Consider the following 12743-nt stretch of genomic DNA (forward strand, 5'->3'; position numbering starts at 1 on the left):
AGCGAAGGACCTGCTTACGGTAGCACAACCTCAGCAACATCCTGTGCTTCCGTAAGCAGGTCCTTCGCTCCGCTCAGGATGACACTCGTATTACTCTACCTACTCCCGAAGCCCTACCTTTGTAGCCTATCCGCCACTTAAAAAACAACCCATCCTATGGCCAACGCCTTTTTCAACGTCCCGCTGCCGATTAACGAGCCTGTGAAGGGCTACGCGCCCGATTCGCCCGAGCGGATTGAGTTGCTCAAGATCTTAAAGGAGCTCAAGCAGCAGGAGCGCGATATTGCCATGCACATTGGCGGCCAGGAAGTGCGCACCGGCAAGCTCGTGCGCATGAGCCCGCCCCACGACCATAAGCATACCCTCGGCCATTTCCACCGCGGCGACGCCTCGCACGTGCAGCAGGCCATTGACGCCGCGCTGGCTGCCCGTACTGAGTGGGCCGAGCTGCCCTGGGAGCAGCGGGCCGCCATCTTCCTGAAAGCCGCCGATTTGCTGGCCGGCCCCTACCGCGCCCGCCTCAACGCGGCCACCATGCTGGGCCAGAGCAAGAACGCTTTCCAGGCCGAAATCGACGCCGCCTGCGAGCTGATTGACTTCCTGCGCTTCAACGTGTACTACATGAGCGAGCTGTACAAGCAGCAGCCTGTTTCGTCGCCCGGCATGTGGAACCGGCTGGAGCACCGGCCCCTGGAGGGCTTCATATTCGCCCTCACGCCCTTCAACTTCACGGCCATTGCCGGCAACCTGCCCACCTCGGCGGCCATGCTCGGCAACGTCGCCGTGTGGAAGCCCGCCGACACCCAGGTGTACTCGGCCCAGGTACTGATGGAGCTGTTCAAGGAAGCCGGTGTGCCCGACGGCGTCATCAACTTGGTGTACGTGGATGGCCCCACGGCTGGCAACGTCATCTTCCAGCACCCCGATTTCGCGGGCATCCACTTTACGGGCTCGACCGGCGTGTTCCAGCACATCTGGAAAACGATTGGCGAGAACATCAGCAAGTACAAAACCTACCCGCGCATCGTGGGCGAAACCGGCGGCAAGGACTTCATCGTAGCCCATAAATCGGCCAAAGCGAAGGCCGTGGCCGTGGGTATTTCGCGTGGTGCGTTCGAGTACCAGGGCCAGAAGTGTTCGGCGGCTTCGCGGGTATATCTGCCCTCGAACCTGGCCGACGAAATTCTGGGCTACGTGAAGGAGGACCTCGCCACCTTCAAAATGGGCGACGTGGAGGACCTCTCCAACTTCATCAACGCCGTCATCGACGAGAAGTCATTCGATAAGCTGGCCAAGTACCTCGACGCCGCCAAGGCCGACAGCAGCGTGGAAATCATCGCCGGTGGCGGTTACAGCAAGAGCAAGGGCTACTTCATCGAGCCCACCGTCATTGTGACCAAGGACCCCAAGTACGTAACCATGTGCGAGGAACTGTTCGGCCCCGTCGTGACGGTGTATGTGTACGAGGCCGACGAGTACGAGCAAACCCTGGAGATAGTCGACCAGACCTCACCCTACGCCCTCACCGGCGCCATATTCGCCCAGGACCGCTACGCTATCGACTTGGCCACGCGCAAGCTGGTGCAGGCCGCCGGCAACTTCTACATCAACGACAAGCCCACCGGGGCGGTGGTGGGCCAGCAGCCCTTCGGCGGCGCCCGCGCTTCCGGCACCAACGACAAGGCCGGCTCCATCCTCAACCTGCTCCGCTGGGTGTCGCCGCGCACCATCAAGGAAACCTTCGTGCCGGTTATGGATTACCGCTACCCCTTCCTGGGCGCTGCCCCGGCCGAAGATTTGAACCGCGACAAAGGCATCTAGCCCAAAGCGCTGTTTCTTGCCTGAACTGAAAATGGCCACCCCAGACAGGGTGGCCATTTTGCGTTTGAAGCTATTTGCCGTTTTGCTGGCTGACAGCAGCTTACTGCTCGGTCGGTGGCTGGGCCTGCATGGGCGTGATGTCCAGTTCGTCGTACACATCCGCCACCTGCAGGGTCAGGCCCAGCTCAGGTATTTCCAGCGCGTCGGTCAGCTCCGCCAATGGCGTGAAGGACCACACGCCGCTTTCCTCGCGCCGGAACCACTCAACCAGGCAGGTGTGCTGGGTTACGAGCACGTAGTGTTGCAACGAAGGCAACTGCTTGTACTGGTTGAATTTCCAGCTCCGGTCATGGTCGGCGGTAGATGGCGACAGCACTTCGATGATAAGCACCGGGTGGCGCACGATGAATGGCTCCTCCACATCAGCAGCATGGCAGGTCACCAGCACATCTGGATACGTGTAGTAGCGGCCCTCCTGCACAGCCAGCTTCATGCCTTCGTCATACACCTTGCAGCCCCGCCCGCGCAGCCCGGCCCGCAGGCTGATAACGTAGTTCTGACGGATGGTGTGGTGCGTGGCCGAGGCCCCCGGCATGGCAAAAACCTCGCCCTCGAAGTACTCGTGCCGCTGGTTGGCGGTTTCCTCCAGCGCCAGGTATTCTTCCACCGTGTAGCGGGTAGGCGACTTAGTTTGGGGCTGGACCATTTCGGGCGGGGTTTAGTTGAATCAAAGATAACCCTTTCCGCCCCCGCCGGCTTTCATCTTTGTTACCAACTCCGAAGGGCCTACCTTTGCCTCCCATGCCGTCTGAAAACGGCCTTTTACCCGTTGCTGCCATGCTGCTCGCCGTTCCCGTTCAATACCAGCCCCAGGATTTTCTACCCATTATCGTCCAGTTTGTGCTGGCCGTCGCCTTTGTAGCCTTCGCCATGGTGGTTTCGCACCTCGTGGGTCCGCGCCGCAAGAGCGTGGTGAAGGACGAGGCCTTCGAGTGCGGCATCGAGTCGGTGGGCAACGCCCGCACCCCGATTTCGGTGAAATACTTCCTCACGGCCATTCTGTTTGTGCTCTTCGACGTCGAGGTTATCTTTATGTACCCCTGGGCCGTGAACTTCCGCGCCCTGGGCACTACGGGTTTTCTGCAAATGCTCGTGTTTCTGACCCTGCTGATGGCCGGTTTTGTGTACGTCATCAAAAAGGGCATTCTGAACTGGAACGAAAGCCGGTAGGCCAAACTTTTGTCTGCCAACCTATGTTGGCTTTGAGTGGAATTAATCCACTTTTTCTTCCCTGACTTTCTGCTCTTATGGATATTCGAGTTCCCGAAATTAAAACGGTGGAAGCCCCTGACGGCCTCGAAGGCGCGGGCTTCTTTGCTACTTCCCTGGAAAAAGTAGTAGGCATTGCCCGCGCTAACTCGCTGTGGCCGCTGCCTTTTGCTACCTCCTGCTGCGGCATCGAGTTCATGGCTACCATGGGCTCCCGCTACGATATTTCCCGCTTCGGCTCCGAGCGCCCCAGCTTCTCTCCCCGGCAGGCCGATCTGCTGATGGTGATGGGCACGATTGCCAAGAAGATGGCCCCCATTGTGAAGCAGGTGTACGAGCAGATGGCTGAGCCCCGCTGGGTGCTGGCCATGGGTGCCTGCGCCTCCTCGGGTGGTATTTTCGACACGTATTCGGTGCTCCAGGGCATCGACCGCATCATTCCGGTCGACGTGTATGTACCCGGCTGCCCGCCCCGCCCCGAGCAGGTGCTCGACGGCCTGATGCGCGTGCAGGACTTAGCCAAAAACGAATCTATCCGCCGCCGCAACTCGCCCGAGTATCAGGCCCTGCTGGCATCGTACAACATCAAGTAAGTAGTGAGTATTGGGTATTGAGTAGTTAGACTTTTCATCGTCGGCAGTTCAATACTCAATACCAAATACTCAATACTAAGTACTCAGAAATGGCTGACCAGAACGAATCCATCCCGGCGCAGGAACAAGCCGCCGCCCAGGACCCGGCCGCGCAGCAGAATGCGCAGCTGCTGGCTCTGCTGCACCGCCTGTTTGGCGAGGCGGCCTTCACCGATGTGGAGGAGCCCTACGGTTTGCTGACGGCCACCACCACCCGGGAGCAGATTCACGGGATTATTGCCGGGCTGCAGCAGGATCAGGAGTTGCAGCTTAACTTCCTGACTACGATGTGCGGCATGCACTTCCCTGACCGCGAAGGCCAGGAACTGGGCATGGTATACCACCTGCACAGCCTTACGCGCAACATCCGGCTGCGGCTGAAAATCTTCTTCCCTATTGCCGACCCAGTGGTTCCTACCCTCACGGATCTGTACTCGGCCGCCAACTGGATGGAGCGCGAGGCCTTCGATTTCTACGGCATCGTTTTCCCCGGCCACCCCAACCTCATGCGCATCCTCAATGTGGAGGATATGGACTACCATCCGATGCGCAAGGAGTACGCCCTCGAAGACGGCACCCGCGAAGACAAAACCGACCTGTTCTTTGGTCGATAGAGTGTTTTAGTAGGGAGTAGTTGGTACTGAGTAGTGAGATTTTTGTTCTTACGGCAACTCAAAACACCGATACTCAATACTCAATACTAACTACTCAATACTAGCAACATGGCAGTAAACGACACGCTGGAAGGCACCCATAAAATAATTGAGGAGGCACGCGAGCAGCAGCCGCGGCTGCACCCGCTCGCGCCCACCGTCAACGACTTCAACCAGGAGCTGACGACTCTTAACCTGGGCCCGACGCACCCGGCTACGCACGGCATTTTCCAGAACATCCTGCAGATGGATGGCGAGCGGATTATTTCCGGCGTGCCCACCATCGGCTACATCCACCGCGCCTTCGAGAAGATTGCCGAGCGCCGGCCGTTCTACCAGATTACCACCCTCACCGACCGGATGAACTACTGTTCGTCGCCCATCAACAACTTTGGGTGGCACATGACGGTGGAAAAGTTGCTGGGCGTAGAAGTACCCAAGCGCGCCCAGTACATCCGCGTGATTCTCATGGAGCTGGCCCGCATCACCGACCACCTCATCTGCAACGGCATTCTGGGCGTGGATACGGGTGCCTTCACCGGCTTCCTCTACCTGATGGATGAGCGGGAGAAGGTGTACGAGATTTACGAAGAAGTAAGCGGCGCCCGCCTGACTACCAATATGGGCCGCGTGGGTGGCATGGAGCGCGACTTCTCCGACATTGCCATTGCCAAACTGCGTGCCTGGCTGAAAACTTTCCCGGCCGTAATGCGTGAGTTTGAGGCCATGTTCAACCGCAACCGCATCTTCATGGACCGGATTGTGGACGTGGGCGCTATTTCGGCCGAGCGCGCCCTCAATTACGGCTTCACCGGCCCCAACCTGCGCGCCGCCGGCGTCGACTACGATGTGCGGGTGATGAACCCCTACTCCAGCTACCAGGATTTCGATTTTGAAATTCCGGTGGGCACCAAGGGCGACACCTACGACCGGTTTATGGTGCGCAACGAGGAAATCTGGCAGAGCCTGCGCATCATCGAGCAGGCCCTGGAAAACCTGCCCGCCGGCCCCTACCACGCCGATGCGCCGCACTTTTACCTGCCACCCAAGCAGGCCGTGTACCAGAACATGGAGGCCCTCATCTACCACTTTAAAATTGTGATGGGCGAGATTGACGCGCCCGTGGGCGAGGTGTACCACTCGGTGGAGGGCGGCAACGGCGAGCTGGGTTTTTATCTGGTGTCCGACGGCGGCCGCACCCCCTACCGCCTGCACTTCCGCCGGCCCTGCTTTATCTACTACCAGGCCTACACCGAAATGGTAGTCGGCCAGACCCTCTCCGACGCCATCGTGACACTAAGCTCGATGAACGTAATTGCCGGGGAGCTCGACGCGTAGTTTTTCTGAATACAACTGATATGGAATCGACTGCCGTTAAGCCGCAATTTTCCGAAGCCGCCCAGGCCGAAATCGAGCGCATCTGCAAGCAATACCCGGAGGACCGCCGCAAGTCGGCCATGCTGCCGGTGCTGCACATTGCCCAGGCCGAATTTGGCGGCTGGGTAAGCCCCGAAGTGCAGGATTTGGTGGCCGAAGTGCTGGGCGTGAAACCGATTGAGGTGTACGAGGTGTCGTCGTTTTACACCATGTTCAACCTCAAGCCGGTGGGCAAGCACGTGTTGGAAATATGCCGCACCGGCCCCTGCATGCTGCGCGGCTCCGACGAGTTGACGGCCCATCTGGAGCGCATTACCGGGGCTAAAGTTGGCGGCCCGGCTTCCGAAGATGGTTTATTTACCTTGAAGGAAGTGGAGTGCCTGGCTGCCTGTGGCTTCGCGCCCATTGTGCAGGTACGCGAGCAGTACTACGAGCAGCTCGACACGCCCGAAGCCGTGGACGCCATGCTGACGGAGTTGCGCAACCAGGTGCACCGGCCTGCCCTGCCCTGGGAGGAAAACGGCCTGCCCAACGCGCTGTCCAACAATTAGGCCGTTGGCTAGTAGCCGTTAGCTGCTAGCTTTTCTGCCCAGTAATTTTGTTCGTCAGATTTGTTCTGACAGCTTATTTACCTAGCTAATAGCCAACAGCTAACAGCTAACAGCTCCAAAGAAATGGGACGCAAACTGCTGACCGAACATATCAACGTTGAAGACATCGAGACGCTCGACGTGTACCGCAAGCACGGCGGCTACCGCTCGGTGGAGAAGGCCCTCAAAACCATGACCCCCGATGAGGTGGTAGAGGAAGTCAAGAAGTCGGGCCTGCGGGGCCGCGGCGGCGCGGGCTTCCCGACGGGCCTCAAGTGGAGCTTCTTGGCCAAGCCCGAGGGCGTGCCGCGCTATTTAGTGTGCAACGCCGACGAATCGGAGCCGGGCACCTTCAAGGACCGCCAGTTGATGTCGAAACTGCCCCACCTGCTGATTGAGGGCATGATTACGGGCTCCTACGCGCTGGGCGCGAATACCTCGTACATCTACATCCGGGGTGAGTTGTTGTACGTGCTGCGCATCCTCGAAAAAGCCATTGCCGAAGCCTATGCGGCCGGTTTCCTGGGCAAGAACATCCTGGGTTCGGGCTACGACCTCGACCTGTATGTGCATCCGGGTGGCGGCGCCTACATCTGCGGCGAGGAAACCGCCCTGCTCGAAAGCCTGGAGGGTAAGCGTGGCAACCCGCGCAACAAGCCGCCTTTCCCGGCCGTGCAGGGCCTGTACGCCCGCCCCACCGTGGTCAACAACGTGGAATCCATTGCCGCCGTACCGGTGATTGTGAACGAGGGCGGCGACGAGTACGCGAAGATTGGCGTGGGCAAGAGCACCGGCACCAAGCTCTTCTCCGCCTGCGGCCACCTCAACAAGCCCGGCATCTACGAAATCGAGCTGGGCCTGCCCGTCGAGGAGTTTATTTACTCCGATGAATACTGCGGCGGTATCTGGAAGGGCCGCGACCTGAAGGCCGTAGTGGCAGGCGGTTCCTCAGTGCCGATTCTGCCCAGGGAGCTCATCCTGAAAACTGCCGCCGGTGAAGACCGCCTGATGACTTATGAGTCGCTCAGCGACGGAGGCTTCGTAACGGGTACTATGCTCGGCTCGGGTGGCTTCATTGCCATGGACGAGACGACCAACATTGTGCGCAATACCTGGAATTTCAGCCGCTTCTATCATCACGAAAGCTGCGGGCAATGCTCGCCGTGCCGTGAGGGTACCGGCTGGCTCGAAAAGGTGCTGCACCGCCTCGTGCACGGCCATGGTCAGATGCACGACATCGACCTGCTGGTAAGCGTAGCCAAGCAGATTGAGGGCAACACCATCTGCCCCCTGGGCGAAGCGGCCGCCTGGCCCGTGGCGGCCGCCGTGCGCCACTTCCGCGACGAGTTCGAGTGGCACGTTACGCACCCGCAGGACGCCACCAAGCCCGGCGCGGTGTTTCCGGGCAAGCTGGTAACGGCGTAACTTTACCTGTCATGCTGAGGAACGAAGCATCTTATCACCGCCGCGTTCTTCAGGATTAGTACATATCAGAGCGCGGACGTGATAAGATCCTTCGCTCTGCTCAGGATGACAAGAGAATCAAATGGCTAAAATAACCTTCGACGGCATCGAGATAGAAGTTCCGGACGGCACGACTATTATGAACGCGGCCCGCCAGATTGTCGGGGCCATCGTGCCCCCGGCCATGTGCTACTACACGCCCCTGAAAGGTTCGGGCGGCAAGTGCCGCGCCTGTCTGGTAAAGGTGGCAGCCGGCTCGGCCAAAGACCCCCGCCCGATGCCCAAGCTGGTGGCCTCGTGCATTACACCTGTGCAGGATGGCATGGTGGTGGAAAACACGACCAACGACAGCGTGCTTGATGTGCGTAAGGGCATCGTGGAGATGCTGCTCATCAACCACCCGCTGGATTGTCCGGTGTGCGACCAGGCCGGCGAGTGCGACCTGCAGAACTTTGCCTTCGAGCACGGTGTGAGCACGACCCGCTACCAGGAGGAGCGCCGCACGTTCGAGAAAATCGATATCGGCCCCCTGATTCAGCTGCATATGACGCGCTGCATTCTGTGCTACCGCTGTGTGTACACGGCCGACCAGATTGCTAAGGGCGACCGAATTCATGGCGTGCTGGGCCGCGGCGACGCTGCCGAAATCGGCACCTACATCGAGAACATCATCGACAACGACTTCTCGGGCAACGTGATTGACGTGTGCCCGGTGGGCGCGCTGACCGATAAAACGTTCCGCTTCAAGCAGCGCGTGTGGTTCACGAAGCCCATAAATGCCCACCGCGACTGCCCGAAATGCTCGGGCAATGTAGTGCTCTGGTACAAGGGCAACGATGTACTGCGTACTACGGCCCGCAAGGACCAGTATGGCGAGGTAAAAGAGTGGATTTGCAACGAATGCCGCTTCGAAAAGAAGGAAACCAGCGACTGGACTATCGAAGGGCCGGCGCACATCGACCGTTCTTCCGTAATTTCGGCCAACCACTACGAACTGCCCGTGCTCAACCAGTCGGTTATTGCCGACCTGCCCGCCAGCACCCAGCGCGAATTGGAGAAGAATCCGCCACTGAAATTAGGATCTTAAGAAAGCTGTTAGCTGATGGCTGTTAGCTGTTAGCTTTCGTGCTCTGCCACATTATTGAACAGAAGCTAACAGCTAACAGCTATTAGCTAACAGCTCAAAACACAATGTTCGAACTACCCGCTCTCGGCTGGCAATCCATCGTCATCTTCGTCGTATTCGCGCTTTCGCTGCTGATTGCGACCTACTGCACCTACGCCGAACGCGTAATTGCGGCGTTTCTGCAGGACCGAGTGGGCCCCGACCGTGCCGGGCCCTACGGCCTGCTCCAGCCGCTGGCCGATGCCGTGAAAATGTTCACGAAGGAGGAGTTCTTTCCCGGCGGCGCCAACAAGGTGCTGTTCGTGGTAGGTCCTTGCCTGGCCATGATTACGGCTCTGATGTCGTCGGCAGTTATTCCGTTCGGCAACACCATGAGCTTCGGCAACAACCTGTTTTTTCTGCAGGGAATTGAAGTGAACATCGGCATGCTCTGGATTTTCGGCGTGGTGTCGTTGGGCGTGTACGGCGTGATGATTGGCGGCTGGGCTTCCAACAACAAGTTCTCGCTGCTCGGCGCGGTGCGCGCCGCCTCGCAGAACATCAGCTACGAGCTGGCCATGGGCATGTCGCTGATTGCGGTGCTCATGATTTCGGGCACGCTGAGCCTACGCGAAATCACGCTGCAGCAGTCGGTGGCCGGCGAGTGGCAGCTGTGGAACATCGTGAAGCAGCCAATTGGATTCATTATTTTCCTGGTCTGCGCCTTCGCCGAAACCAACCGCACGCCCTTCGACCTGCCCGAGTGCGAAACTGAGCTGGTGGGCGGTTACCACACCGAATATTCGTCGATGAAGCTGGGCCTGTACCTGTTTTCGGAGTACGTGAACATCTTCGTCGTGTCGGCCGTGATGAGCGTGCTGTACTTCGGCGGCTTTAACTTCCCCTTCCAGTACGAACTGCGCGACTGGTTTGTGAGCAGCCAGGGCTGGGAGCTGGCCTCGGCTCAGAACCTGATTACGCTGCTGGGCACAGTAGGCCTGTTTGCCAAGATTTTCGCCTTCATCTTCTTCTTCATGTGGATTCGCTGGACCCTGCCGCGCTTCCGCTACGACCAGCTTATGCGCCTGGGCTGGACCATCCTCATTCCGCTGGCCGTGTTCAACATCGTGCTCACCGGCGCCCTCATCCTGTTCGGGGTGATTTAACAACTCCACTCACTTTGCTGGCCTGAGCACGCTCCGACCAGCCGAAGGACTCCATAGCATGCAACTCACCAACCGAGCCAAGGTATTAGAAAAGAAGCCCATGACGCTGGCTGAGCGGGCCTACCTGCCGGCCATCTTCCAGGGCCTGAGCATCACGATGCGCCACTTCTTTATGAAGAAGGCCACCGTGCGCTACCCCGAGGAGGTGCGGCCGTTTTCAGGTTTCTTCCGGGGCCTGCATGTGCTTAAGCGCGACGAGCAGGGCCGGGAGCGTTGCACTGCCTGCGGCCTGTGTGCCGTGGCCTGCCCCGCCGAAGCCATTACAATGGTGGCCGGCGAGCGGAAGAAGGGCGAAGAAGGCCTCTATCGCGAGGAAAAATACGCCATCAGCTACGAAATCAACATGTTGCGGTGCATCTTCTGCGGCCTCTGCGAAGAAGCCTGCCCCAAAGCGGCCATCTACCTGCAGCCCGACAAGATGGCCCCGCCGCGCTACGAGCGCGACGAGTTTGTATATGGCAAAGACCGCCTTGTGGAGCCGGTGTCGCCCGATGAGCGGAGCGTGAAAGGGATTCAACTCACCTCCGAGCAGGCCGATACATTGCGTGCGCGCATTGCTTAGTTGTTCGTTTTTAGTTGTCAGCTGTCAGTCCCAACGGACTACTCTTGACTGCTAAATCATCACTGGCAACTGACAACTAAAACCCAACCACCACCCATGCATCCCTTATTCCTCTTCCTCTCGTTCGTGGCGCTGCTGAGTGCGCTGGGCGTGGTTTTCGCCAAGAACCCGGTGCACAGCGTGCTGTTCCTGATTCTGACGTTCTTCTCGCTCTCAGGCCACTACCTTTTGCTGAACGCCCAGTTTTTGGCGGCCGTGAACATCATCGTGTACGCCGGCGCCATCATGGTGCTGTTCCTGTTCGTGATAATGTTCCTTAACCTGAACGTGGAAACCGAGCCGCATAAGCCGGCGCTGGCCAAAATTGCCGCCGCCGTGGCCGGCGGCTCGTTGCTGCTCATTCTGGTGGCCGCCCTCAAGGATGTGCTGCCCACCGGCGTGGCTACCGGCACGCCCTTCAACTCGCAAATCGGCATGGTCGATCAGCTCGGCCTCAAGCTCTACACCGACTTCCTGCTGCCCTTCGAACTGGCCTCGGTGCTGTTCCTGATTGCCATGGTCGGCGCCGTGATGCTCGGCAAGCGCGAAGCCGGCGAGCGGAATTTCTAATGTTTAGAATTGATTTTCAAGCAATTGAGAGGGGTAACTACTTTTTAGCCGCTGCTCTTTTATTTCTTTTGTCAAAAAATATTTGAAATGTGCTATCTATGATGTTATATTCAAGCATTGTTTTATTCGCATCAAACGTGGGCCTTAAAATAATTGGGTACGCCGAAAACCATTTCAGAGTAGGCTCTCCTCTTCATTTAATCTAATGAAAGGTCTCTTTCTATCTTTTGTTGTAGCCATTCTAGCTACTACCGCTTCATTCGCTCAAACCCAAGTCGGCGGCTACACTCGGTCTAATGGTACTTACGTTGCTCCCTACACTCGAAGCAGTACCAATTCCACTAACACCGACAACTATAGCACGAAGGGAAATAATAATCCCTACACCAATACTTCAGGAACTCGGGCCGCTGACTACACTCCTCCAGCGAATAATTACGGAAGTGGTCAACAGATTAAGACCGGTCCTCGCGGTGGCCAATACTACACCAACGACAATGGAAATAAGGTATATGTACCTAAAAGGAGTGGCTATTAGGTTGTAGAGAGGCTTAGAATATTTTTCAACTTTAATAAGTTAATCTTGGGACAGATTTTCTCAATAGTTGCAGTTCTATATGCTGCCATAAGCCAGATAATGGCTTTATATTTTTGGTGGGTCTGGGCAAAATCACATGGCTTTCTAAGCACTCTTTTTATAGGCCCTTTTGTAGGCGAATTCAAAGGCATCTTGTGGCCCTTCTTTATCTAGGCCAACCATAAAAGCTGGCTTTCATTAACGGCAGCGGTACCTGATTTCTCAGGTGCCGCTGCTGGCTTTATACGACTAGGCTGGTAATCCACCCGTAACCGTTTGGCGCGCCCTATGCCCCAGGGCTGAAGCCCTGGGCTATTCAACAGTTTCATGCAATATCCCGCTACGTAGCCCAGGGCTTCAGCCCTGGGGCGTAGGGCGCGCCAACTACTCGAAGTGGTAGAGGAAGGTAATGACGCCGGTGTAGGCGGGCTTCTTGTTGCCTTCGATTTCCATTTTCACGCCGATGTTGGCCTTGGCAATGCCGCGGAGGTCCTTTACGGCCAATAGCGTGGCGTGTAGGCGCACGGGCGTATCGACCAGCACGGCTTGGTTGAAGCGGAACTCACTGATTTCGTAGTTCACCTGCATCTTCAGGTTCTCGACCTGCACCAGTTGGTTCCAGAAGTAGGGCAACAACGACAGCGTGAGGTAGCCGTGAGCAATAGTGCCGCCGAAGGGCGACTCGGCCGCAGCCCGCACGGGGTTGGTGTGAATCCACTGGAAATCGAGGGTGGCGGCGGCGAACTGGTTGATTTGCTCCTGGGTGATGGTGTGCCAGGGCGTGATGCCCAGCTGCTGGCCCTCGTGCTGCTGCAGCTCGGCCAGGCTGCCAATGGTAATGCTCATAGGAAAAGGTAA

Annotated in this window: 13 protein-coding genes; 11 read left to right on the top strand and 2 right to left on the bottom strand. The window is 57.9% G+C overall.

The window, feature by feature from the left end; genetic code table 11:
- The first annotated feature begins 156 nt into the window (after nt 1–156).
- The gene (pruA, locus tag J7E24_RS13615) at nt 157–1821 is read left to right on the top strand and encodes an L-glutamate gamma-semialdehyde dehydrogenase (protein WP_215138705.1); all 1665 of its coding nucleotides are present in this window, start codon (nt 157–159) and stop codon (nt 1819–1821) included.
- Between the two features lie 100 nt (nt 1822–1921).
- On the opposite strand, the gene J7E24_RS13620 is transcribed toward pruA, so the two are convergent.
- Nucleotides 1922–2527, bottom strand: a complete 606-nt coding sequence (locus J7E24_RS13620; RefSeq protein WP_215138706.1) for a Uma2 family endonuclease — start codon at nt 2525–2527, stop codon at nt 1922–1924.
- Between the two features lie 131 nt (nt 2528–2658).
- On the opposite strand from J7E24_RS13620, the gene J7E24_RS13625 reads away from it, so the two are divergent.
- The 10 genes from J7E24_RS13625 to J7E24_RS13670 all read left to right on the top strand — a co-directional run bounded on the left by J7E24_RS13625 (nt 2659) and on the right by J7E24_RS13670 (nt 11308).
- Nucleotides 2659–3051: an NADH-quinone oxidoreductase subunit A gene (locus tag J7E24_RS13625; RefSeq protein ID WP_215138707.1), complete on the top strand. Its 393-nt coding sequence runs from the start codon at nt 2659–2661 to the stop codon at nt 3049–3051.
- A 77-nt stretch (nt 3052–3128) separates the two neighbouring features.
- On the top strand, nt 3129–3683 hold the full coding sequence (locus J7E24_RS13630; protein WP_251047202.1) for an NADH-quinone oxidoreductase subunit B: 555 nt from the start codon (nt 3129–3131) through the stop codon (nt 3681–3683).
- An 89-nt stretch (nt 3684–3772) separates the two neighbouring features.
- On the top strand, nt 3773–4336 hold the full coding sequence (locus J7E24_RS13635) for an NADH-quinone oxidoreductase subunit C (protein WP_215138708.1): 564 nt from the start codon (nt 3773–3775) through the stop codon (nt 4334–4336).
- 108 nt (nt 4337–4444) lie between these two features.
- The gene (locus tag J7E24_RS13640) at nt 4445–5713 is read left to right on the top strand and encodes an NADH-quinone oxidoreductase subunit D (RefSeq protein ID WP_215138709.1); all 1269 of its coding nucleotides are present in this window, start codon (nt 4445–4447) and stop codon (nt 5711–5713) included.
- 20 nt (nt 5714–5733) lie between these two features.
- Nucleotides 5734–6303: a complex I 24 kDa subunit family protein gene (gene nuoE / locus J7E24_RS13645; RefSeq protein WP_215138710.1), complete on the top strand. Its 570-nt coding sequence runs from the start codon at nt 5734–5736 to the stop codon at nt 6301–6303.
- 123 nt (nt 6304–6426) lie between these two features.
- Nucleotides 6427–7767, top strand: coding sequence for an NADH-quinone oxidoreductase subunit NuoF (gene nuoF / locus J7E24_RS13650; RefSeq protein WP_215138711.1), 1341 nt, complete (start codon nt 6427–6429; stop codon nt 7765–7767).
- 121 nt (nt 7768–7888) lie between these two features.
- Nucleotides 7889–8893: a 2Fe-2S iron-sulfur cluster-binding protein gene (locus J7E24_RS13655; RefSeq protein WP_215138712.1), complete on the top strand. Its 1005-nt coding sequence runs from the start codon at nt 7889–7891 to the stop codon at nt 8891–8893.
- A 104-nt stretch (nt 8894–8997) separates the two neighbouring features.
- On the top strand, nt 8998–10077 hold the full coding sequence (nuoH, locus tag J7E24_RS13660) for an NADH-quinone oxidoreductase subunit NuoH (RefSeq protein ID WP_215138713.1): 1080 nt from the start codon (nt 8998–9000) through the stop codon (nt 10075–10077).
- Nucleotides 10078–10135: 58 nt separating this feature from the next.
- The gene (locus J7E24_RS13665; RefSeq protein ID WP_215138714.1) at nt 10136–10699 is read left to right on the top strand and encodes a NuoI/complex I 23 kDa subunit family protein; all 564 of its coding nucleotides are present in this window, start codon (nt 10136–10138) and stop codon (nt 10697–10699) included.
- Nucleotides 10700–10795: 96 nt separating this feature from the next.
- Entirely contained in the window at nt 10796–11308 is a 513-nt protein-coding gene (locus J7E24_RS13670) for an NADH-quinone oxidoreductase subunit J (RefSeq protein ID WP_215138715.1), read from the top strand.
- Between the two features lie 961 nt (nt 11309–12269).
- On the opposite strand, the gene J7E24_RS13675 is transcribed toward J7E24_RS13670, so the two are convergent.
- Nucleotides 12270–12731 (bottom strand): MaoC family dehydratase, encoded by a 462-nt coding sequence (locus J7E24_RS13675; protein WP_215138716.1) that lies wholly within the window; start codon nt 12729–12731, stop codon nt 12270–12272.
- Nucleotides 12732–12743 lie beyond the last annotated feature (12 nt).

This window comes from Hymenobacter sp. ISL-91, assembly GCF_018613725.1.
GTDB lineage: Bacteria > Bacteroidota > Bacteroidia > Cytophagales > Hymenobacteraceae > Hymenobacter.

Coding starts and splice junctions, on each gene's coding strand:
- nuoF (WP_215138711.1), top strand. CDS start 6,427: ATGGGACGCAAACTGCTGACCGAACATATCAACGTTGAAGACATCGAG.
- J7E24_RS13665 (WP_215138714.1), top strand. CDS start 10,136: ATGCAACTCACCAACCGAGCCAAGGTATTAGAAAAGAAGCCCATGACG.
- J7E24_RS13625 (WP_215138707.1), top strand. CDS start 2,659: ATGCTGCTCGCCGTTCCCGTTCAATACCAGCCCCAGGATTTTCTACCC.
- nuoE (WP_215138710.1), top strand. CDS start 5,734: ATGGAATCGACTGCCGTTAAGCCGCAATTTTCCGAAGCCGCCCAGGCC.
- J7E24_RS13655 (WP_215138712.1), top strand. CDS start 7,889: ATGGCTAAAATAACCTTCGACGGCATCGAGATAGAAGTTCCGGACGGC.
- J7E24_RS13675 (WP_215138716.1), bottom strand. CDS start 12,731: ATGAGCATTACCATTGGCAGCCTGGCCGAGCTGCAGCAGCACGAGGGC.
- J7E24_RS13635 (WP_215138708.1), top strand. CDS start 3,773: ATGGCTGACCAGAACGAATCCATCCCGGCGCAGGAACAAGCCGCCGCC.
- pruA (WP_215138705.1), top strand. CDS start 157: ATGGCCAACGCCTTTTTCAACGTCCCGCTGCCGATTAACGAGCCTGTG.
- J7E24_RS13670 (WP_215138715.1), top strand. CDS start 10,796: ATGCATCCCTTATTCCTCTTCCTCTCGTTCGTGGCGCTGCTGAGTGCG.
- J7E24_RS13620 (WP_215138706.1), bottom strand. CDS start 2,527: ATGGTCCAGCCCCAAACTAAGTCGCCTACCCGCTACACGGTGGAAGAA.
- J7E24_RS13630 (WP_251047202.1), top strand. CDS start 3,129: ATGGATATTCGAGTTCCCGAAATTAAAACGGTGGAAGCCCCTGACGGC.
- J7E24_RS13640 (WP_215138709.1), top strand. CDS start 4,445: ATGGCAGTAAACGACACGCTGGAAGGCACCCATAAAATAATTGAGGAG.
- nuoH (WP_215138713.1), top strand. CDS start 8,998: ATGTTCGAACTACCCGCTCTCGGCTGGCAATCCATCGTCATCTTCGTC.